Genomic DNA, 21,825 nt, shown 5'->3' on the forward strand with positions numbered 1-21,825 from the left:
ATGCCCATTAACGAGAGGCGCTCGCTGTGGCGGCGCGCCAAACCCTACCTGGCGGTGTTCGATCCGCCGCTGATGATCATCATCCTGATGCTGCTCAGTACCAGCTTGCTGACCCTGTATTCGGCCAGCATCGGCATCCCCGGCAAGATCGAGGATCACCTGCGCAACATCCTGCTGTGCTTTTTCGTCATGTGGGTGGCGGCCAATGTCACGCCGCAGATGATGATGCGCATCGCCGTGCCCGTGTACACGGTATCTGTGATCCTGCTGGTGGCCGTGGCGCTGTTCGGCACCATCAAGCTCGGTGCGCGGCGCTGGCTGCATATCGGCGTGATCGACATCCAGCCGTCCGAATTCCTGAAGATCGCCACGCCGCTGATGCTGGCCTGGTTCTTCCAGCATAATGCGGGCGCCCTGCGCTGGAAGTCGTTCCTGATGGCGGCCGTGCTGTTGCTGGTGCCTGTCTACCTAATCGCGCGCCAGCCCGACCTGGGCACGGCGCTGTTGGTGGTGGCGGCCGGCTTTACCGTCATCTTCCTGGCCGGCCTGTCGTGGAAGGTGCTGGCCGGCTTGCTGATCACCTTTGTGTCCTGCCTGCCGATCGCCTGGTCGCACCTGCATGATTACCAGCGCGACCGCGTGATGATGCTGATCGACCCGACCAAGGACCCGCTGGGCAAGGGCTTCCATATCATCCAGTCCATCATCGCCATCGGTTCCGGCGGCATGACGGGCAAGGGCTGGACGCACGGCACGCAGGCCCACCTGGAATTCGTTCCGGAGCGCACGACCGACTTTATTTTTGCCGTATATTCCGAAGAATTCGGCCTGGTCGGTAACTTGATCCTGATGCTGATGTATTTGCTGCTGGTGGGACGCGGGATGATGATCGCCGCCAACGCCCCCAGTTTTTTCACTCGCCTGCTGGCAGGAGCGATAACTATGATTTTCTTTACGTACGCCTTTGTAAACATGGGCATGGTCAGCGGCATCGTGCCGGTGGTCGGCGTCCCCCTCCCATTCCTCAGCTATGGCGGCACCGCGCTGCTGACCCTGGGCGTGGCCACCGGTATCCTGATGAGCATTCAGCGCCACCGCAAGCTGGTGCAGACCTGATGCGGGCGCCTTTCGACACCTTCGCCATGCGCGGATTGAGCCTGGCGGTCTTGCTGACCCTGGCCGCCTGCGGCACCACGCCGCAAAAACCCGCATCGAATAACGTGCCGTTGCCGTCCGGCGGCAAGGTCAAGGTGCCCGTGCGCCAGGATCCCACCTTGCCGGTATTGCCGGCGGCCGGCTCCGGGCGCGGCGGCTACTACAAGGATGACGGTCCGGGCGACAATCCGCCTGCCAACCTGCGCGACGTACCCGATGCGGAAGTGCGCAACGAGCCGTATTCGACGCGTTCGAACCGCCCGTATGTCGTCTTCGGCAAGACCTACACGCCGATCACCGACAACGAACCGTTCAAGCAGAAGGGCACGGGCACCTGGTATGGCAAGAAGTTCCATGGCCAGCGCACCTCGTCGGGCGAAATCTACGATATGTACAAGATGACGGCGGCCCACCCGACCTTGCCGATTCCATCGTATGCGCGCGTGACGAGCATCGACAGCGGCCAGCAGGTGATCGTGCGCATCAACGACCGCGGCCCGTTCCACGCCACGCGCGTGATCGACGTGTCCTATACGGCGGCGCTGAAACTGGGCTTCCTGGGCAAGGGCAGCCACCAGGTGGTCGTCGAGCGCCTGCTGCCGGCCGACATCGACGCCATCCTGGCCGCTCGCGCGGCGCCGAAGCCGGTGCCGTCGGTGGTGGCCAGGTCGATCGATACGCCGGTGGAAACGGGCGCTGTGGTGCAGCCTGAAATCACCGCGCTGTCAGCGGTCGATGCCACCGTGGCCGCACCCGCGCCAGCGGCGCTGGCCACCGGCTTCTACCTGCAGCTGGGCGCCTATTCGCGTGCGGACAATGCCGAAGCGGGCCGTGCGCAACTGGCGCCGTATGCGCAAACGCTGGGCAATCTCGATGTGGTGCCTGCCGGCCCGTTGTTCCGCCTGTACGGCGGACCGTTCACGAGCCGCACCGATGCGGCGCGCGCGGCGGCCAGCCTGCCGGCGTCGGCGGGTGTCAAACCGATCGTCATTGAGAGATGAGCGTAGGTCGGATTAGGCGCAAGGCGCCGTAATCCGACGCGATTGTCAGGCGTTATTTACAGGAGCGCAGTTCCTGCTCCGGGAACTGCGTTTTGATTTTCTCCAGCCGCGCGCGCGTGGCCGCGTCGAGGTCGCGGAACTGGTAAGCGAATTGCTTGCTGGCGCTGTAGCGCGGCGCGATGCGGGCGCTGTGCACGCCCTGTTTGTTGAGCATTGCCAGCTGGCTTTGCGCGCTCGTTTCCGACTTGAACACGCCCAGTGAAATGCCCCAGCGCAGCGGGCTGCTTTCGTTCATGATGAAGTAATTCGTCACGCCCAGCTGCTTCAATTCGCCGGCCTTGCGGTCGGCGCCTTCCTTGCTGCCCTGCGGCGGGATATACACCATGTAGCTGGAAATGTCCTGGCCGGCCACGTTGCGGCGCGACTGGCGGTCGCCCAGGTCCAGCGCCGCCACTTGCGCTTCGAAACGGCGGCCGTCGGCCAGCAGGAAATTGCCCACTTCCGTGCACGCATACGATGGCGGCGCCGCTGGTGCGGCCGCTGCCGCGCCTTCGGCTGCTGGTAGCGCGGCGGGCGCCGTGGCCTGCTCCTGCGTCAGCAAGGTGAGCTTGCCCGCCTGCAGCTGGTTTTTCAGGCGTGCCGGTTCGCGTGTCTCGGTGCGAAAACTGCCCAGATAACCCTGGCCGATGGCCAGCACCAGCAGGTTGACGCCGGCCAGCAGCCAGAAGACGAATTTCAGCATACGTGGTTTCCTTGTGTTCCTGCGGCCCCGGCGCGCGCGGCCGCCTGCAGGCCGATCATGACGATATTATCGACCAGGCGCAGCGGCACCGCCAGCGCCAGGGCCGGTGCGATGCGCGGTGCGGCGCCGCCCGACAGCAGGCAGGCGCTGGCGCCGTGCATGCGCACGGCCCGTTCGATGGCGCCCGCCTGCGCGGCCAGGCAGCCGGAGAGGATGGCGTCGTCCGTGTTGTCGGCAAAGCCGGCCGGCAGAATGGCGTCGCTGGCGATTTGCGGCAGCTGCGCCGTGTTGCGCGCCAGCGAGCTGGCCATCAGTCCCAGTCCCGGCAAGATCATCCCGCCGAGGAAAAGGCCATCGGCCGTGATGGCGTCGATGGTGGTGGCTGTGCCGCAATTGGCGACGATGACGGGCAGGCCAGGCGCCAGCGCCTGCGCGCCGATGGCCGCGGCAAAGCGGTCGCAGCCCAGCTGCGACGGCGCGCGGTAGCCGTTCGTCAATCCCGCCAGCTGCGGCAGCGAGACAAAGTCACGCGGCGCGACCGGCAGCATGGCGCGCAGGCGCGTGCCGATATTGGCGCCCGCCACGTTCGACAGCAGCGCCTCATGGATGGCCAGTTGCGCCCATTGCGCGGCCAGGGTGTCGATCTGCGCATGCGCGACGGCGCCGCTGGCCAGCCAGCCGCCGGCGGCACTGTCGGCGGCCACGAGTGCCCATTTGATGCGCGTATTGCCGGCGTCGATCAGCAGCAGCATGTGCTTACTCCCCCAGCAGGCGCAAGGACACGTCGCCGGACATGACTTCCTGCAGGCCGCCATCGGTGCGCAGCAACAGCCGGCCCAGGTGATCCACGCCGGCCGCCACGCCTTGCTGCAGCAGCTGGCCGTTGTCGAGGATTTTCACGTGCTGGCCCTGCCAGGCATGCAGCAGGTTCCAGCGCTCCGTAAACGGCGCGAAGCCCGTGTCGTCGAATTCGGCCAGCACGCCGGCCAGGCGGCTGAGCAGCGCCGCCACCAGGGTATTGCGTTCCATCTGCGCCAGCCAGGGCACGGCCGAGACGCTGCGGCCGATCTGCCGTTCCAGCACATCGGGCATCAGCAGATTGATGCCGCAGCCGATGACAGCCCACACGCCGCCGTCGGGCGCCTGCTGCGTTTCGACGAGGATGCCGGCCAGTTTATGGCCATCCTTGAGCATGTCGTTCGGCCACTTCAGCTGCACCGGCACGCCCAGCGAGGACATGGTTTCGGCCAGCGCCACGCCGACGGCCAGCGGCAATCCCACCAGTTGATGCAGCGGTCCCTTGAAGCGCCAGGCCAGCGAGAACATCAGGCTGGCGTCCGCCTGCGACACCCACGGCCGTCCGGCGCGCCCCCGTCCGGCCGTCTGCTGTCCCGCGATGCGCAGGGTGGGGCCGGCCAGGGTGGCGCAGCGCGCCAGCAGGTCGGCATTGGTCGATCCCGTTTCGTCGACCACCTCTATGCATACGTGGGCGGCGCCCGTGGCGCAATGGGCGGCGATGGCCGCGCTGTTCAAGTCTGAGTGCTTCGTCATGGTAATAGGGTCAGTTGCGCGCCTTGTGCGGCGCATTCGCGAAGGCCCGGTCGTACACGGCATTGGGCAGCGCGCGCAGCAGCTTGGCGACGACGCCCATCTGCCACGGGATCACGCGGTAGCTGTCGCCGTCGGCGATGGCGCGCGCGGCGCGTGCGGCGAATTTTTCGGCCGGCATCAGGAATGGCATGCGGTAGGCATTGTGGCGCGTCATCGGCGTGTCGATGTAGCCGGGCGTGATGGTGACGACCTTGATGCCGGCCGGTTTCAATTCCAGGCGCAGCGATTCGCAGTAGCTGATGACGGCGGCCTTCGAGGCGCTGTAGGCTTCGGCGCCGGGCAGGCCGCGGATACCGGCCACGCTGCCGATACCCACCAGGCGTCCGCTGCCCTGGTTTTTCATGGCGGCGATGAAGGGCGCGAAGGTGGCGACGGTGGCCGTGACGTTGATGGCGATGAGGCGCGCGAAGGCGTCGAGGTCTTCCGCGTGTTCGCTCAGGGTGCCGTAGGATACGCCGGCGCTGGCGATGACGACGTCGATGCCGCCAGCATGGGCGATGAAGTCATCTGCCGCGCTTTTCAGGGCGGCGTGGTCGCAGACATCGACGGCGTAGGCGCGGTGGCGTTCAGGGTGGGGCAGGGAAGCGATCAGTTGCTGCAGGGTGTCGCCGCGGCGGGCCAGCAAGCCCAATTGGGCACCCTGGCGCGCGTACTGCAGCGCCAGGGCAGCGCCTAATCCGCTCGACGCGCCCGTGATGAAAACGCGATGCATCAGGCGATGCCCGGGCGCGCCAGGGAAGTGGCCATGCTTATTTCTTTTCCGCTTTGGCTTTCGCGACCAGCACGTCCATCACGGTGAGCGCCTGGGCGTTCAGCTGCTCTTCGTTCTTGGCCGACTTGCTGCCCTGATCGGCTTGCGAAGGCGATGTGATGTAGCGGCCATCGATGGCGATCATGGGCCAGAACGTGACGTTATAGCCCTGCATCATGGCGTCCGCACGGCGCACGCGGGCCGAGATGCCCATCGAGCGGTAGGTGTCGATGAACTTCTGGCGGTCCACGCCCTGCTTGGCGACGAAGTCGAAGACGGCGTCGTCGGTATTCAGGCGGTTGCGTTCCACGTGCATGGCGTGGAAGACGCTGGTGTGCAGCTTGTCGACCAGGCCCATGGCTTGCAGGGTGAAGAACAGCCGCTGCTGCGGCGCCACGCTCTCATCGCGCGACACGTGCACGCGCTTGAAGACGATGTTGTCGCCCTGTTTCTTGACCCAGGCGGCCAGCTGCGGTTCGAGCACGTTGCAATGCGGGCAGTAATAGGCGAAGAATTCCGTCACTTCGATTTTCTTGCCCGATTCCGTCGCCTGCGGCGTGTGCAGGGTTTCGTATTCGACGCCGTTCTTTGGGTCGGCCGGCGAGGCCGATGCGCCCATGGCGGCGGTGCACAGTGCGGCGGCGATCAGGATGTTCTTCAGAAAACGCATGCTGGTTCCTTATTTTTGGTTGCGGACGACGGCGACATCGATGCCGTTTTCAGACAGTTTGGTGCGCGCGCGGTTCATCGCTTCGAGCTGGTTGAACGGCCCGACGCGCACGCGGTGCAGCACGCCGGCATCGGTGCTGCGGTCGCTGATGGCCGCTTCGAAGCCGAGCAGCGCCAGTTTGCCGCGCGTGCTTTCGGCGTCCGACATGTCATGGAAGGCGCCGGCCTGCAGATAATAAATCCATTTGTCGCTGGCTGCATCGGCCTTGGCTTCTTTCACGTCGGCCTTCGCTTGCGGTGCTGGCGCCGCTGGTGCCGCCGCTGGCGTTTTCGGCGCCGGCTTGTCTTTCAACGTACCGATCAATTCCTGCAGCGCATCCGGTGGCGGCGCTTTCGGCTGCTGCGCTGGCGCTGGCGCCGGTGCGGCAGGCTGCGTTGGCGTGACGATCTCGCGTGGCTCCTTGGAGAAGTCGCGCGCTGCTTCCTTGGCCGCTTCCTTGTTGCCGTACATCGGCTTGTTCGGGTCGGCGATCTGGCCGGCCGTCGGTTCGGCCGATTTGCCGGCCTTGCCCGACTTGTCGGTGAACGGCGAGGCGCCCTTGGTGATCACCAGGGCGACCACGACGGCGATGCCCAGGCCGATGACCAGGCCGATGATGATGCCGACCAGGGTGTTGCCCTGCTGGCGCCGGGTCGAAGAGAAGCGGGAAACATGATTCATTGACGGTTTGACCTTCGCGATTACATTTTGTTTGGCGCGGACACGCCGATCAGTGCCAGGCCGTTGCGCAGTACCTGGCGCGCGGCGATGACGAGAGCCAGGCGGGCCATCTTGACGGCTTCGTCCTCGACCAGCACTTTTTCGGCGAAGTAGAAGCTGTGCAGGTTGGCGGCCAGGTCGCGCAGGTAGAAGGCGACTTGATGCGGTCCCAGTTCGGCTTGCGCGCGCGCCAGCATTTCCGGGTAGGCGGCCAGGGTCGCCAGCAGGGTCGCTTCGGTCGGCGCCGTGAGTGGGGACAAATCAACGCCGGCGATCGTGTTTTCATCGCCGCCCCAGTTTTCCAGGATGCGGCAGATGCGCGCATGCGCGTACTGCACGTAATAGACGGGGTTTTCATCGGTGGTTTTCAGCGCCACGTCGACGTCGAAGACGAATTCCGTGTCGGCCTTGCGCGAGATCAGGAAGAAGCGCACGGCGTCGCGGCCCTTGGCGATGTCGCCGCCGCCCGACCATTCGATCAGGTCGCGCACGGTCACGTAGGAGCCGGCGCGCTTCGAGATCTTGACCTCTTCGCCGTCCTTCATGACGGTGACCATCTTGTGCAGCACGTAGTCGGGGTAGCCTTGCGGGATGCCCATGTCGACCGCCTGCAGGCCGGCGCGCACGCGCGCGATGGTGCCGTGGTGGTCGCTGCCCTGGATATTGATGGCCTGCACGAAGCCGCGCTGCCATTTCACCAGGTGATACGCGACGTCGGGCACGAAATACGTGTAGGTGCCGTCCGTCTTGCGCATCACGCGGTCCTTGTCGTCGCCGAAGTCGGTGGTGCGCAGCCACAGCGCGCCATCCTGCTCGTAGGTGTGGCCGGCCTTGATCAGGGTTTCGACGGCGCTGTTGACCTTGCCGTCCGCGTACAGCGACGATTCCAGGTAGTAATTGTCAAACTTCACGCCGAAGGCCTGCAAGTCGATGTCCTGTTCGTTGCGCAGGTAGGTGACGGCGAACGGGCGGATCGAGTCGATGTCTTCCACGTTGCCATTGGCCGTGGCAGGCTGGCCATCGCTGGCCGAGACGGTCTTGCCGGCCTTGAAGTCGTTGGCGATATCGGCGATGTAGTCGCCGTTGTAGGCGGACTCGGGCCATTCGGCGTCGCCGGGCTTGAAGCCGCGCGCGCGCGCCTGCACGGAATTGGCCAGGGTCTGGATCTGCACGCCCGCATCGTTATAGTAGAACTCGCGCGTCACTTGGTAGCCTTGTGCGTCGAACAGCGAGGACAGGGCGTCGCCCAGGGCCGCTTGGCGGCCGTGGCCCACGTGCAGCGGACCGGTCGGGTTGGCCGAGACGAATTCCAGGATGACTTGCTTGCCGGCGCCTGCCGTGCTGCGGCCATAGCTGTCGGCTTCGCTCAAGATGGTTTTCACGACGGCCTGCTTGGCGGCGTTTGACACGCGCACGTTGATGAAGCCGGGACCGGCGATTTCCACTGCCTCGACCAGACCCTTGCCGGCCGGGTTGGCCAGCACGGCCGTCACGATGGTTTGCGCCAGTTCGCGGGGATTCTGTTTCAGCTGCTTGGCCAGTTGCATGGCGATATTGCAGGCGACGTCGCCATGCGATGCATCGCGTGGTCGCTCGAGCACCACGGTAGGCTCAAGCGTAGTGCCGGCCAGGACGGGAGCGAGGGCGGCCTGGAACAGGGCGATGATTTCTTGTTTCTGTTGGGCGAGCATGAGCAGGATGGCGGTGGAACCGCGTTAAGAATGAATAGAATGAATCAAAAAGCAAAACGGACGGCAAGTACACAAGCCGCCCAGACTGCGTTAATTATACTGGTTTGCTGCCGGGAACAATACGCCAGCCGGCAGTGTCCCCGTGCTTGCGCGTTTCACGATATTATCAGGACAGCATGCCCATGTTGGTGCGCGAAAACATCAGCATGGCGCATTCTGCTTGTATATATGCAGTTTTTTGCCGCAATTTACATGTATCGCTGCAATCGCTTGGGCCAGAGGGCGCCACAAACGCTACAATCGACCCTTTATTGATGACGCGCGGCCGCGACTTTGCCTCCATGCAGCCCGCCGCGCGCAGCCACACCGGATAACTATGAACAAGCGCCCCACGCTGAAATTGAAAACCAAGCCGGCGCCAGGCCAGGCTCCTGCCGCACCGAAATTGCGTCCCAGCTACCATCCCGACCTGAAACCGGTCTTGCAGCCAGGTTTCCAACCCGATTTGCGCGCCGACTCGCTGGCGTTTTGCCTGCTGGGCGCCGCCAATGCCGTAGCGCAAGTGCGTACGGGCACGGCCCTGCCGCAGGCGCTGGCCAAGGTGTTTACGCAATCGAACGCCAGCCCGCAGGCGCGCGGCGCCATCCAGGATATTTCCTACCGCACCATGCGCCAGCTGGGCCGCAGCGAAACCCTCGTCGGCCAGATGACGTCGAAGGCGCCCGAGCCGCCGATGCTCGCGGCCTTGCTGTGCTGCGCGCTGTCCTTGATGTCGGCCGAGCCGGGCGAGCAGCCGTATGAGGAATTCACGGTGGTCGACCAGGCCGTCACGGTGGCCACCTCGCACCCTGACCTGGCGCACGCCAAGGGCATGGTCAACGCCGTCTTGCGCCGTTTCTTGCGCGAACGCAAATCCTTGCTGGAAGCGGCCTTGCAGCAACCGTTGGCGCAATGGAATTATCCACAGTGGTGGATCGACTCGCTGCGCCTGGCCTATCCGCGCGACTGGCAAGCCATTTTGACGGCCGGCAATGCCGTGCCGCCATTGACCCTGCGCGTGAATCGCCGCAAGAGCACGGTCGAAGCCTACCTGGCCGTGCTGCAGGAAGCGGGCATCGCCGCGCGCCAGGTGGGACCGTTCGCCGTGCGCCTGGACAAGCCGATCGGCGTGGCCTTGATTCCCGGTTTCGAGCAGGGCGTCGTTTCCGTGCAGGATGCAGGCGCGCAACTGGCCGCACCGCTGCTGGACTTGCAGGACGGCATGCGCGTGCTCGATGCTTGCGCGGCGCCGGGCGGCAAGACCTGCCACATCCTGGAACTGGCCGACGTGCAAGTGACCGCCATCGACGCGGACGCCAAGCGTTTGCCGCGCATCGCGGAAAATCTCGAGCGTCTGGGCCTGGACGCCACCCTGAAGGCGCAGGATGCGCAATCGAGCGCGTGGTGGGACGGCCAGCAGTACGACCGTATCCTGGCCGACGTGCCGTGCACGGCCTCGGGCATCGTGCGTCGCCATCCCGATATCCGCTGGTTGCGCCGCAAGGGCGACGCGTTCCAACTTGCAACACTTTCATCCAAAATTCTGGACAACCTGTGGCAGATGCTGCGCCCCGATGGTAAATTGCTGTTCGTGACATGTTCATTGTGGCCGCAGGAGTCCGAGGCACAGGCGGCGGCATTTGCGGTGCGCAATAATGCGACCCGATTGACAGCGCCTGGCCAGCTGTTGCCGACCGGCAGCGCGGAGCAGGACCACGACGGTTTGTTCTATGCGCTATTCCAAAAAAATGCGGCTTGAGCGATTCGTCGAACCTTATCCTACGGACTACACCGGCACACCTGTGACAACACGACTCTTCCGACTCCTGGCCCTGCTGCTGATGCTGGCATGTACGATGCCACGCGCGCATGCCGCCGATATGGTCGAGATCACCCGTGCCTACATCGAGGCTAGCGAAGAGGGCTACAAGCTGGCCGCCACGTATTCCTTCGAGCTCAATCACGACCTCGATGATGCCGTCCAGCATGGCGTGCCCCTGTTTTTCACGACGGAAATCGAACTGACCCGGCCCCGCTGGTACTGGTTCGATGAAAAGGCCATCGTCGCGCGCCAGACCAGCCGGCTGTCGTACAACGTGCTCACGCGCCAGTATCATGTGTCGGGCGGCGGCTTGCAGCAAAGCTTTCCCACGCTCGACGATGCGCTGTTCCTGATCCGCCGCCCCAGCCGCTGGCTGGTGGCGCCGCGCGGCGCGCTGAAAGTGGGGCAGACGTATAACGTCACCTTGCGCATGGGCATGGACCGCGATTACCTGCCCAAGCCGATACAGGTCAATGCCTTCAATAACAGCGACTGGCGCCTGGCTTCGAATAAAAAAACCTTCTTGTATACGGCGGAGTAGTGAGTCAAGCATTGCGCTATCTGCTGGTGGTGGGCGGCGGCATTGTCAGTATCCTGCTGTTCCTGCTGGCGTCGGCTTCCGACAATTCCGGCTTTTTCGACCGTTACTACACCTGGCTGCTGGGCCTGAACGCGGCCGTGGCCGTATCCCTGCTGGCGCTGGTGGGCATTTCCCTGGCCCGCCTGTACGCGCGCTACAAGAGCGGCAAGTTCGGCTCCAAGCTGATGACGCGCCTGGTGATGCTGTTCGCCGCCGTCGGCATCCTGCCGGGTCTCGTGATTTTCCTTGTTTCCGTGCAATTCGTCTCCCATTCCATCGAATCCTGGTTCAACGTCAAGATCGAAGCGGCGCTGGAATCGGGGATTGAGCTGGGCCGTGCCGGCCTCGATGCGGCCTTGGTCGAGCTCGACCACCGGGGGCACAAGGCGGTCGAAGAAATGGGTGCCGACCCGGTGGCCGGCCCGGCCGTGCTGACCAGCCTGCTGCGCGAAGAGGGCATGCAAAATGCCATGCTCGTCAGCGGTGACGGCGTGCTGCTGGCCAGCGCCGGGCCGCACAGCGCGGCCGACTTGCCGACGCCGGCCATGCTGGTGCAGGCGGCCTCGCCGGCCGGCTATGCCTCGGCCGAAGGGGGGCTGGAGTTGCACGACGATGGCACGGAGTCGGGCGGCGGCGGTTTCCGCTCGGGCCTGCCAGCGTCGCTGGAAACGGCGGCCAGCCTGCGCCTGCGCGTGCTGGTAGCCGTGCCGGGGCCGTCCGTCTCGCCCCGCTACCTGCAACTGCTGCAGGCCGTGCCACCCAAGCTGGCGACGAATGGCGAAGTGCTGCGCGCCGCCTACAGCGAATACAAGGAACGTTTCGTCGCGCGCGTAGGTCTGCGCAAGATGTACATGGAAATCCTCACCTTGACCTTGCTGCTGGCCATCTTTGGCGCCATCGGCAGCGCTTTCCTGATCGCGGGCAATTTGGCCCAGCCCCTGCTGCTGCTGGCTGAAGGCACGCGCGCCGTGGCCGAGGGCGACCTGTCGCCGCGTCCCATCGTCGCTACCAAGGATGAACTGGGCACCCTGACACAGTCGTTCAACATCATGACGCGCCAGCTGCTCGATGCGCGCACGGCAGTGGAAAGCAACCGCGCCGCGCTGCAAAACGCCAAGGCCCACCTGGAATCGGTGCTGGCGAACATGTCGGCCGGCGTGATGGTGCTCGACGGCGACTTCAAGCTGGTGACTTGCAACGAGTCGGTCGAGCGCATCCTCCAGCATTCGGGCACGAGCATGGTGGGCCAGCCGCTGGCGCATATTGCTGGAATGGAAGAGTTTGGCGGCGCCATCATCAGCGCCTTCACGGCGCAAAGCGCGCAATCGGCGTCGGGCCGCAACCAGCAGCGTTTGCACTGGCAGCGGCAGATCGAGATTCCGCGCCGCCTGGGCAGCAGTGCCGACGAGCATGACATCACCCTGCTGGCGCGCGGCTCGCGCCTGCCGCTGGAGTCCGGCAGCGGCTACATCGTCGTGTTCGATGATATTTCCGACGTCATTTCGGCGCAGCGCTCGATCGCCTGGGGCGAGGTGGCGCGCCGCCTCGCGCATGAAATCAAGAATCCGCTTACGCCCATCCAGCTGTCGGCCGAGCGCCTGCAGATGAAGCTCGAAGGCAAGCTGGAGCAGCCCGATGCGGATCTGCTCAGCCGCGCCACCACCACCATCGTCAAGCAGGTCGATGCGATGAAGCGCATGGTCGACGACTTCCGCGACTATGCGCGCACGCCGCCGGCCGTGCTCGTGCCGCTGCGCCTGAACGAGCTGATCGAAGAGATACTGAACCTGTACCTGCGCGGCGACGATGGCGACATCATCCACCCGCTGCTGGCGCCGAATCTGCCGATGGTGATGGGCGATCCGACCCAGTTGCGCCAGGTGATTCACAACTTGCTGCAGAACGCGCAGGACGCCATGGCCGACCTGCCGCCGGACTCGCCGCATCCGCGGATTGACGTGAGGACGGAAGCAATTCATTATCGCAGTGCGGACGGCGGCGTGAATATCGCCGTGCGGCTGGCCATCACGGACAATGGTCCTGGTTTTGCACCAAAAATCCTGGCGCGCGCGTTCGAGCCGTATGTGACCTCGAAAGCCCGCGGCACGGGATTGGGCCTGGCGATGGTAAAGAAAATTATCGATGAACACGGCGGACGCATCGATATCGAGAACCGGGTCGACGGCAATGGCGCTTCGGTGGTCATTTTGCTGTTAAAGTTAGCTCCCGACACTCCTGCCCAGGAATTCCTGGCGTGAGGGTCTGGTTTAGTATTTAAAACACTAATAAAATCATAGTTGTCCGCCGCGTGCATCTTGTGCGCGACGGCCGGCGAAATGAGGAAGGCAAGACACGAATGGCAAACATACTCGTAGTGGATGATGAAATGGGTATCCGTGAGTTGCTCTCGGAAATTTTGGGCGACGAAGGACATGCTATCCAGCTGGCCGAAAATGCGCAGCAGGCGCGCGAAGCGCGTGCCGCCGGTGCGCCGGATCTGGTATTGCTGGATATCTGGATGCCCGACACCGATGGCGTCACCCTGCTCAAGGAGTGGCAGCGCGATGGCCTGCTGACCATGCCGGTGATCATGATGTCGGGCCACGCCACCATCGATACGGCGGTCGAGGCGACGCGCATCGGTGCCATGAACTTCCTGGAAAAACCGATTGCCCTGCAAAAACTGCTGAAGGCGGTCCAGCAAGGCTTGACGCGAGCCCAGGAAACCGTGCGCGCGCCGAGCGTGGCGCCGCGTCCCGTGGCGCCCGTGGTGGCAGAGGAAAGCAGCCATCCCGTGCCCAGCTTTGCCGGCAGCGCGCCGCAACAGCTGATGGTGCGCCCAGGCATCGCCGTACCGGCGGTGGCCGAAGGCCATGGCTACAACCTGTCGTTCGACTTGCCGCTGCGCGAGGCGCGCGATGCGTTCGAGCGCATGTATTTCGAACACCACCTGGGCCGCGAAGGCGGCAGCATGACCCGCGTGGCGGAAAAAACGGGCCTGGAACGCACCCATTTGTACCGCAAGCTGAAACAGCTGGGCGTCGAACCGGGCAAGCTGGCCAAGAAAGGCCTGTGACGTCAGCGGTACGGCGTCCGACGCCGCTGACCCTGGTCAGCGGTGGTCGCGCCGCCGAGCGCGAAGCGGCCATCGCGCAAGCCTTGCAGCCTGGCCACGCGACCGCCGTGATCCTTGAGGGTCTCGCCGACGGCAACGTCATCCTGGCCGACCTGGCCGAAGAAATTTCCCCTTCCTCATCGTTTCCATTGCAACTGTTGCGCATCGCGCCCGGTTGCCTGTGCTGCAGCGGCAATCTCGTATTGCGTGTAACATTAAATCGTCTGCTGCGCCATCCACCCGCGCGCCTGTTCATCAGCCTGGCCGACGCCTCGCATATCGAACAGCTGCGCACCTGGCTGACCGCCAGTCCCTACGATGTCCTGCTGGCGCTGGAACCGGACTTGATTGTTTCCTCAACGTAGTTTCCTGATCGTCTTACCGCAGTCGCAGTTTGCATCTCGTTACAACTCTGTAGCCCGCAGAGTGGCATTGCCGCTTGAAATGGCGGCGTGGGAACCCCACCTCTGTCCTGAAACCGCAAGAGTTTCTCTTGCTTGAGCGAAGGATGCAAAATGAACCTGATCTATAACAGCGAACAATATAGCGTCGTGGAATTCGGCGTCGATGGCGACCTGGAAGCCCTGCGCTTTGGCGGCTATGAAATCGTCGACAAGGGGGGCAAGCGAGAAACGTTTATCGCCGGCATCCTTGCGCAAAACTTCCGCCGTGACGTCACGGAATTGATCGCCAGCGAACCAAGCATGGAAGAGATCGATGAATTCTTGGGCAGCTACGATTCCCTCATGAGCCAGCCCGTCCTGTTGCACTGATGTGATGGCCATCGCCGCCATACCAATCCGCCAGGCGGCGTGGTATGGTGGCCGTGTTATCCAGCTGCAAACAGACCATGTGCCAACTTCTCGGAATGAATTGCAATGTCCCCACGGACATTGTCTTTAGTTTTACCGGCTTCGCCATGCGCGGCGGCCACACCGATACCCACCATGACGGCTGGGGCATCGCCTTTTTCGAGGGCGCCGGCGTGCGCCATTTCGTCGACCACCAGGCAGCCATCGCCTCGCCCGTGGCCGAACTGATCAAACGCTACCCAATCAAGTCGCGCAATGTCATCGCGCATATCCGCAAGGCCACGCAAGGCCAGGTGGCGCTGGAAAACTGCCACCCCTTCGTGCGCGAACTGTGGGGCCGCTACTGGGTCTTTGCCCACAATGGCGATTTGAAGGATTTCAACCCCGTGCTGACGGGCAGTTACCGTCCCGTCGGCTGCACCGACAGCGAACGGGCTTTCTGCTACCTGCTGCAGGAATTGCACGTACGTTTTGGCGATGCCCCGCCGGCCTTGCCGCAACTGCATGCCGCCCTGGCGCAGTTGTTGCCCGGCATCGCGGCCCACGGCACGTTCAACATGATGCTGTCGAGCGGCGAGACGCTGTTTGCCCATTGCTCGACCAGCTTGCACTATCTGGTGCGACAACATCCGTTCCCAACTGCTAAACTCTCCGATGAAGACCTGAGCGTGGACTTTTCCCAGGTGACGACGCCCCAGGACAGAGTGGCCGTGATCGTTACCCAGCCGCTGACGACGAATGAACAATGGACGGCGTTTGCGCCCGGCGAATTGAAATTATTTGTCGACGGGATGGTGCAAGACATGCCAGTGGCCTAATTTGTTGACGACAATACGCTGGATTGCTGCCAAAATACCCACAGCGCGGGCGGAATTCAGCTAAAGTATTGTCAATAGTGAACCTTGATGCGGGCGCGGCGCGGCCGGTGTCACTCGACGTGATTGATGAAGAGTTAATGATCGATATTTCCAGCAACGACATCACCCCGAAACCCTTGCGCGTGCGCGAGTTCTATCTGGGTCGACAACCTATCCTCGACCGCAACCAGGCCCTGTTCGGCTATGAGTTGCTATTCCGCAACGCTCCGGTCGGCCCCGCCAACATTACCAGCGACCTGTCCGCCACGGCGTCCGTCATCGCCCACGCCTCCCAACTGGGCATGGAAAAGGTCATTGGCGACGCGCTCGGTTTCGTCAACGTCGATGCCGACGTGATCATGAGCGACATCTTCGTCTTCCTGCCGCGTGAAAAAGTCGTGCTGGAAATCGTCGAATCGATGCCCGTCACGCCGGAAGTGCGCGCGCGCATCAGCGAACTGGTGGGCCATGGCTTCACCTTCGCGCTGGAAAACGTCGTTTCCGATACGGCGCAAGTGCAGGAACTGCTGCCGCTGGTGCAATACGTCAAGATGGACATGAGCACGGTCGACCCGAAAGTGCTGGCAGCGCTGGCGCCCCGTTTCAAGCAGGAAAACAAGAAACTGGTGGCGGAAAAGGTCGAGACGCGCGAAGAATTCAAGTCGGGCCTGGATCTGGGCTTCGATTACTTCCAGGGTTATTACTTTGCCAAGCCCGCCATCATGACGGGCAAGAAGCTGTCGCCGTCGCAACTGGCCGTCATGGAACTGATGACCCTGGTGACGTCGGACGCCGACAACATGGATATCGAGCGCGCCATCAAGCGCGACGTGTCCCTGGCCCTGAACCTGCTGCGCCTGGTCAATACGCCGGCCGTCGGCGCGCGCCAGCGCATCGATTCGCTGAGCCAGGCCGTGACCGTGTTGGGCCGCCGCCAGCTGCAGCGCTGGCTGCAAATCATGTTGTACGCGGAGCCAAGCAAGCGCGGCCATAGCATGACGCCGCTGCTGATGCTGGCCACCACGCGCGGCCGTTTGCTCGAATTGCTCGCACATAAGCTGCGCCCGAACCACGCCCACTCGGCCGATATCGCCTTTACGGTCGGCATCATGTCCTTGATGGATACCCTGTTCGGCGTGCCGATGTCGGAAATCCTCAGCCAGATCGAAGTGATCGACGAAGTGGCTGAAGCGCTGCTGTCGCGCGAGGGATTCTACGGCGACCTGCTGCGCCTGGCTGAATGTATCGAGCGCATCGAAGACATGGAAGGCGAGATCGTACCAACCTTGCGCGACCTGGCCATGTCGCCGGACGATCTGGTGGAGCTGGAAATGGCCGCCTATGAATGGAGCGATAACGTTGTAAGGTATGCGCTGTAGGTCGGATTAGGCCCAACGGGCCGTAATCCGACAACGGTGTTGGCGATGACTGTGCTGGTGTCGGATTACGCGCAAGCGCTAATCCGACCTACGCGACCCGTCCAAAAAAACAGCCCTGCACGGCGTCGCCGTAGCAGGGCTTTTTTACGCCGCTACGCGGCCGCACCAGGCCAGTGCTTGTGCAGCTCGGGGTCGGTGCGCAGTTCCCACAGGGCCAGCACGACGACGGCGATACCGACGAGCAGCTCGTTCCACATGACGACGGGCTGATCGGCCAGCCGCAGGATCCACGGCGAGGCGGCGACCCAGACGCCGACGAGCAGGTTGACGACGACGGCCCAGAAATAGGTCTTGTACAGGTCGAAGGCGGCCAGCGCGGCGATCACCAGGCCCGAGACAAAGGCATTGATCATCTGCGGCGAGCCTTCGGGATAGGAAAAGGCCCAGGGCGAGACGATCAGCCATAGGCCCAGCAACAGGATCACTTGGTCCTGCCAGCGTTTCAGTTTGAAGTTGGTTGCCATATATCCTCCTTAGCCAGTCAGGGAACGGGCCGGAGCGGGCATGCAGCATGCCGGCCGGCATACTGCGTTAGTGCGCTGCGGCGCGCGGAAAGTTCCGCGCGCCTCGTGCTGATATTATGACAGATTGGGCGCCAGCCAGCGTTCCACGTCCTCGATATTGGTGCCACGGCGCTTGGCCATGTCTTCCACCTGGTCCATGCCGATCTTGCCGACGACGAAGTATTTTGACTCCGGATGAGCGAAATAGAAGCCGGACACGGCTGCACCGGGGAACATGGCATACGATTCCGTCAGCTGCATGCCGATTTCCTCGGCCTGCATGACCTCGAACATCTGTTTCTTGACCGTGTGCTCGGGGCAGGCCGGGTAGCCGGGCGCGGGACGGATGCCCACATATTTCTCGGCGATCATGTCGTCGTTGCCCAGATGCTCGTCCGGCACATAGCCCCACAAGTCCTTGCGCACGCGCTCGTGCAGGTATTCGGCAAACGCCTCGGCCAGGCGGTCCGCCAGCGATTTCAACATGATGGACGAGTAATCGTCGTGCGCATCCTCGAAGCGCTTTTCGTATTTCTCGATGCCCAGGCCGGACGTCACGGCAAACATGCCGATGTAATCCTTCACGCCCGATGCCTTCGGTGCGATGAAGTCGGCCAGGCACTGGTTCGGACGCTGCACGCCGTCGACCACGGGTTTGACGCCTTGCTGGCGCATGCCGTAGTAGGTAAATGCCACGGTACTGCGCGTATCGTCCGTGTACACCTCGATATCGTCGTCATTGACGCTGTTCGCCGGCAGCAGGGACACGACGCCATTGGCCGTCAGCCAGCGCCCGTCGATGAGTTTTTTCAGCAAGGCCTGTCCTTCCGCGTACACCTTGGTGGCCGCGTCGCCCACCACTTCATCGGTCAAAATGGCGGGGAAGGGGCCGGCCAGGTCCCAGGTCTGGAAGAACGGGCCCCAGTCGATGTAATTGGCCAGGGTGGCCAGGTCGACGTTTTTAAAGACGCGGCGGCCGATGAACTTCGGTTTCACGGGCGTGCAGGCGCCATCGAAGGGCACGACCATCCGGTTGGCGCGCGCTTGCGCCAGCGGCAGGATGGGCAGGACCTTCTTGTTGGCGTGCTGCTCGCGGATGCGTGCGTAGTCGAGTTCGATGTCTTCCACATACTTGTCGCGCTGCTCGGGCGTCAGCAACGATTGCGCCACGGACACGGAACGCGAGGCGTCCGGCACGTAGATCACGGGGCCTTCGTAGTTGTGCGCGATTTTCACGGCCGTGTGGGCGCGGCTGGTGGTGGCGCCGCCGATCAGCAGGGGAATCTTGAGCATGCGGAAATGTTCGTCGCGCTGCATTTCCTTGGCGACATACGCCATTTCTTCCAGCGACGGCGTGATCAGGCCCGACAGGCCAATGATGTCCGCGTTTTCTACCTTGGCACGGGCGAGGATTTCCGAGCACGGCACCATCACGCCCATGTTCACCACTTCGAAGTTATTGCACTGCAGAACGACGGTGACGATATTCTTGCCGATGTCATGCACGTCGCCTTTCACGGTCGCCATGATGATCTTGCCCTTCGGCTTGGCGACGATGCCCGTGCGTTTTTCTTCCAGCAGCTTTTCTTCCTCGATAAACGGAATCAAATGGGCCACGGCCTGTTTCATCACGCGCGCCGATTTCACCACTTGCGGCAGGAACATCTTGCCCTGGCCAAACAGGTCACCGACCACGTCCATGCCGGCCATCAAGGGGCCCTCGATCACGTGGATGGGGCGGCCGCCATTGTGCAGCAGTTCCTGGCGCGCTTCTTCCGTGTCTTCCACGATGAATTGCGTGATGCCGTGCACCAGCGCGTGCGACAGGCGCTCCTGCACCGTGCCTTCGCGCCAGGCCAGGGTTTGCGCTTCGGCCTTGCCGCCTGCCTTCAGGGTGCCGGCAAACTCGATCATGCGTTCGGTCGAATCTTCGCGGCGGTTCAGCACCACGTCTTCCACGCGCTCGCGCAGTTCCGGGTCCAGGTTGTCGTACACGCCGACCATGCCGGCGTTGACGATGCCCATGGTCATGCCCGCCTTGATCGCGTGGTACAGGAAGACGGTATGGATGGCTTCGCGGGCTGGATCGTTGCCGCGGAAACTGAAGGACACGTTCGATACGCCGCCCGAGATCTTCGCGTACGGCAAGTTTTCCTTGATCCAGCGCGTGGCGTTGATGAAGTCGACGGCGTAATTGTTGTGCTCTTCGATACCGGTGGCGACGGCAAAGATATTTGGATCGAAAATGATGTCTTCAGGCGGGAAGTCCAGCGCATCGATCAGCAGGTGGTAGGCGCGCGCGCAAATTTCGATCTTGCGCTCGAAGGTGTCGGCTTGCCCCTTTTCATCGAAGGCCATGACGATGACGGCCGCGCCGTAGCGGCGGCACAGTTTCGCCTGGCGCAGGAATTCCTCTTCGCCTTCCTTCATGGAAATCGAGTTGACGATGGCCTTGCCCTGCACGCATTTGAGGCCCGCTTCGATGACCGACCATTTCGACGAGTCGACCATGATGGGCACGCGCGAAATATCGGGTTCCGAAGCGATCAGGTTCAAAAAGCGCGTCATGGCGGCCAGCGAATCGAGCATCGCTTCGTCCATGTTGATGTCGATCACTTGCGCGCCGTTTTCCACCTGCTGGCGCGCCACGGACAAGGCTTCGTCGTATTGCTCGTTCAGGATCATGCGCGCGAACGCCTTCGAGCCCGTGACGTTGGTGCGTTCGCCCACGTTGACGAACAGCGACGCGTCATTGACGACGAACGGTTCCAGGCCGGCAAGGCGCAAGTCGTGCGATGGGGCCGGCACGGTGCGCGGCGTGTTTTTCGACAGCAATTCGCCGATGGCGGCAATGTGCTCGGGCGTGGTGCCGCAGCAGCCGCCGGCCATGTTCAAAAAGCCCGCGTCGGCAAATTCACGCAGCAGGGCCGATGTGTCGGCTGGCAACTCGTCAAAGCCCGTGTCGCTCATGGGGTTGGGCAAGCCCGCGTTCGGGTAGATGCACACGAAGGTGTCGGCGATCTTGGCCAGCTCTTCCGCGTACGGGCGCATCAGGGCGGCGCCCAGCGCGCAGTTCAGGCCGATCGTCAGCGGTTTCGCATGGCGTACGGAATTCCAGAAGGCGGGCACGGTCTGGCCCGACAAAATGCGTCCCGAGGCGTCCGTGACGGTGCCCGAAATCATCAAGGGCAGGCGCACGACGGTCGGGTTTTGCTCGTAGAACAGGTCGATGGCGAACAGGGCCGCCTTGCAGTTCAAAGTATCGAAAATGGTTTCCACCAGCAGCACGTCGGCGCCGCCTTCCACCAGGCCCTGCGTCTGCTGCAGGTAGGCGGCCACCAGCTGATCGAAGGTGACGTTGCGCGCGGCCGGGTCGTTCACGTCGGGCGAGATCGACGCCGTCTTTGGCGTGGGCCCGAGGGCGCCGGCGACAAAGCGCGGCTTGTCCGGCGTGGAATACTTGTCGCAGGCGGCGCGCGCCAGCTTGGCCGCCTGCACGTTCATTTCATAGGCCAGGTGGGCCATGTGGTAATCGTCTTGCGCGATCGTCGTGGCGCCGAAGGTATTCGTTTCTATCAGGTCGGCGCCGGCCGCCAGGTAGCGCTCGTGGATTTCCTGGATGATGTGCGGCTGCGTCAGGGTCAGCAGTTCATTGTTGCCCTTGACGAACAGTTCGCGCGCGCCACTGTCGGCCGGCGCGGCGAAATCGATGAAGCGGCCGGCGGGACCGCCACGGTACGCTTCTTCGTCGAGCTTGTACTGCTGGATGATCGTGCCCATGGCGCCGTCGAGGATCATGATCCGCTGCGCCAGAATGGCGCGCAAGGTGGCTTCGGTCGGGGACATGGAGGGGATCACGGTATCGTTCATTTCATGCTTTCAATAGGCAAACGGGCGGCGGCGCGGCGACAGGACTGTACGAGGCGGTTGCGGGTCAGCAGGATCAGCTGACGGAGTGTGCCGGCCGGGTAGGGCAGGCAGAAGGTGGCAATCGCCTGATTTCACCGGGTCTAAAATTATACGGCATCAGGCTGCTTTGGTTTTAAGCAAAAGCGGCCGTTCACCCCACGGCAGGCCTGCTTGCAACACATTGCAACACATCAGCTTGCGCCAAGCCTGCTTCTGAAAATTACATTCCTGAAAATCTTGCTCAAAACGTTAATTTTTGCATCAAAATTGGCAGGAAGATATGGCGCTCTAGGCTGTGGAAAAATTTCCACATTATTTGCGCCATCTCAGAATCTTTTTAATGAGTTGAATAGCAATAGCTGCCAAGGA

General features: G+C 63.0%; 19 protein-coding genes. 10 read left to right on the forward strand and 9 right to left on the reverse strand.

The window, feature by feature from the left end; genetic code table 11:
- Together rodA and MRBLMS1_RS27125 are read left to right on the forward strand one after the other, a co-directional pair.
- Nucleotides 1–1,116: a rod shape-determining protein RodA gene (gene rodA / locus MRBLMS1_RS27120; protein WP_034749348.1), complete on the forward strand. Its 1,116-nt coding sequence runs from the start codon at nucleotides 1–3 to the stop codon at nucleotides 1,114–1,116.
- Entirely contained in the window at nucleotides 1,116–2,156 is a 1,041-nt protein-coding gene (locus MRBLMS1_RS27125) for a septal ring lytic transglycosylase RlpA family protein (protein WP_485883392.1), read from the forward strand. The genes rodA and MRBLMS1_RS27125 overlap by 1 nt, the downstream gene beginning before the upstream one ends.
- A gap of 52 nt (nucleotides 2,157–2,208) precedes the next feature.
- On the opposite strand, the gene MRBLMS1_RS27130 is transcribed toward MRBLMS1_RS27125, so the two are convergent.
- Genes MRBLMS1_RS27130 through argS form a run of 7 tightly spaced genes read right to left on the reverse strand, consistent with a single transcriptional unit; the run spans nucleotide 2,209 to nucleotide 8,380 of the window.
- Nucleotides 2,209–2,898: an SPOR domain-containing protein gene (locus MRBLMS1_RS27130; protein ID WP_485883394.1), complete on the reverse strand. Its 690-nt coding sequence runs from the start codon at nucleotides 2,896–2,898 to the stop codon at nucleotides 2,209–2,211.
- On the reverse strand, nucleotides 2,892–3,650 hold the full coding sequence (locus MRBLMS1_RS27135) for a type III pantothenate kinase (protein WP_485883396.1): 759 nt from the start codon (nucleotides 3,648–3,650) through the stop codon (nucleotides 2,892–2,894). The genes MRBLMS1_RS27130 and MRBLMS1_RS27135 overlap by 7 nt, the downstream gene beginning before the upstream one ends.
- A gap of 4 nt (nucleotides 3,651–3,654) precedes the next feature.
- Complete coding sequence (locus tag MRBLMS1_RS27140) at nucleotides 3,655–4,449, reverse strand: biotin--[acetyl-CoA-carboxylase] ligase (RefSeq protein WP_485883398.1); 795 nt, start codon at nucleotides 4,447–4,449, stop codon at nucleotides 3,655–3,657.
- Between the two features lie 10 nt (nucleotides 4,450–4,459).
- Nucleotides 4,460–5,221 carry an SDR family oxidoreductase gene (locus MRBLMS1_RS27145; RefSeq protein WP_485883400.1) on the reverse strand — a complete coding sequence of 254 codons (762 nt, stop codon included), beginning with the start codon at nucleotides 5,219–5,221 and terminating at the stop codon, nucleotides 4,460–4,462.
- A 37-nt stretch (nucleotides 5,222–5,258) separates the two neighbouring features.
- The gene (locus tag MRBLMS1_RS27150; RefSeq protein ID WP_485883402.1) at nucleotides 5,259–5,930 is read right to left on the reverse strand and encodes a thiol:disulfide interchange protein DsbA/DsbL; all 672 of its coding nucleotides are present in this window, start codon (nucleotides 5,928–5,930) and stop codon (nucleotides 5,259–5,261) included.
- Nucleotides 5,931–5,939: 9 nt separating this feature from the next.
- Nucleotides 5,940–6,650, reverse strand: coding sequence for an SPOR domain-containing protein (locus MRBLMS1_RS27155; RefSeq protein WP_128141242.1), 711 nt, complete (start codon nucleotides 6,648–6,650; stop codon nucleotides 5,940–5,942).
- Between the two features lie 20 nt (nucleotides 6,651–6,670).
- Nucleotides 6,671–8,380, reverse strand: a complete 1,710-nt coding sequence (gene argS / locus MRBLMS1_RS27160; protein WP_485883405.1) for an arginine--tRNA ligase — start codon at nucleotides 8,378–8,380, stop codon at nucleotides 6,671–6,673.
- Nucleotides 8,381–8,756: 376 nt separating this feature from the next.
- Here argS and rsmB point away from each other — a divergent pair, with 376 nt between their 5' ends.
- The 8 genes from rsmB to MRBLMS1_RS27200 all read left to right on the forward strand — a co-directional run bounded on the left by rsmB (nucleotide 8,757) and on the right by MRBLMS1_RS27200 (nucleotide 16,984).
- The gene (gene rsmB / locus MRBLMS1_RS27165) at nucleotides 8,757–10,178 is read left to right on the forward strand and encodes a 16S rRNA (cytosine(967)-C(5))-methyltransferase RsmB (protein WP_485883407.1); all 1,422 of its coding nucleotides are present in this window, start codon (nucleotides 8,757–8,759) and stop codon (nucleotides 10,176–10,178) included.
- Between the two features lie 97 nt (nucleotides 10,179–10,275).
- Nucleotides 10,276–10,782: a DUF4390 domain-containing protein gene (locus MRBLMS1_RS27170; protein ID WP_230537298.1), complete on the forward strand. Its 507-nt coding sequence runs from the start codon at nucleotides 10,276–10,278 to the stop codon at nucleotides 10,780–10,782.
- Complete coding sequence (locus MRBLMS1_RS27175; protein WP_139091761.1) at nucleotides 10,782–13,079, forward strand: sensor histidine kinase; 2,298 nt, start codon at nucleotides 10,782–10,784, stop codon at nucleotides 13,077–13,079. Before MRBLMS1_RS27170 ends, MRBLMS1_RS27175 begins: the two co-directional genes overlap by 1 nt.
- A 98-nt stretch (nucleotides 13,080–13,177) precedes the next feature.
- Nucleotides 13,178–13,897 (forward strand): response regulator, encoded by a 720-nt coding sequence (locus MRBLMS1_RS27180; RefSeq protein ID WP_128141245.1) that lies wholly within the window; start codon nucleotides 13,178–13,180, stop codon nucleotides 13,895–13,897.
- Nucleotides 13,894–14,301 carry a GTPase gene (locus MRBLMS1_RS27185; protein ID WP_485883410.1) on the forward strand — a complete coding sequence of 136 codons (408 nt, stop codon included), beginning with the start codon at nucleotides 13,894–13,896 and terminating at the stop codon, nucleotides 14,299–14,301. Before MRBLMS1_RS27180 ends, MRBLMS1_RS27185 begins: the two co-directional genes overlap by 4 nt.
- 150 nt (nucleotides 14,302–14,451) lie before the next feature.
- Nucleotides 14,452–14,709 (forward strand): BTH_I0359 family protein, encoded by a 258-nt coding sequence (locus tag MRBLMS1_RS27190; RefSeq protein WP_034749313.1) that lies wholly within the window; start codon nucleotides 14,452–14,454, stop codon nucleotides 14,707–14,709.
- A gap of 77 nt (nucleotides 14,710–14,786) precedes the next feature.
- The gene (locus MRBLMS1_RS27195) at nucleotides 14,787–15,566 is read left to right on the forward strand and encodes a class II glutamine amidotransferase (RefSeq protein ID WP_485883412.1); all 780 of its coding nucleotides are present in this window, start codon (nucleotides 14,787–14,789) and stop codon (nucleotides 15,564–15,566) included.
- Between the two features lie 137 nt (nucleotides 15,567–15,703).
- Nucleotides 15,704–16,984 (forward strand): EAL and HDOD domain-containing protein, encoded by a 1,281-nt coding sequence (locus MRBLMS1_RS27200; protein WP_035824533.1) that lies wholly within the window; start codon nucleotides 15,704–15,706, stop codon nucleotides 16,982–16,984.
- Between the two features lie 152 nt (nucleotides 16,985–17,136).
- Here MRBLMS1_RS27200 and MRBLMS1_RS27205 read toward each other — a convergent pair whose 3' ends face one another.
- Both MRBLMS1_RS27205 and metH read right to left on the reverse strand, forming a co-directional pair.
- Entirely contained in the window at nucleotides 17,137–17,508 is a 372-nt protein-coding gene (locus MRBLMS1_RS27205; protein WP_128141248.1) for an SPW repeat protein, read from the reverse strand.
- A 114-nt stretch (nucleotides 17,509–17,622) separates the two neighbouring features.
- Nucleotides 17,623–21,393, reverse strand: a complete 3,771-nt coding sequence (gene metH, locus MRBLMS1_RS27210) for a methionine synthase (protein ID WP_485883415.1) — start codon at nucleotides 21,391–21,393, stop codon at nucleotides 17,623–17,625.
- Between the last annotated feature and the right edge of the window lie 432 nt (nucleotides 21,394–21,825).

It is taken from the genome of Massilia sp. LMS1-1-1.1, assembly GCF_040815535.1.
Classification (GTDB): Bacteria; Pseudomonadota; Gammaproteobacteria; order Burkholderiales; family Burkholderiaceae_D; genus Janthinobacterium; species Janthinobacterium aestuarii.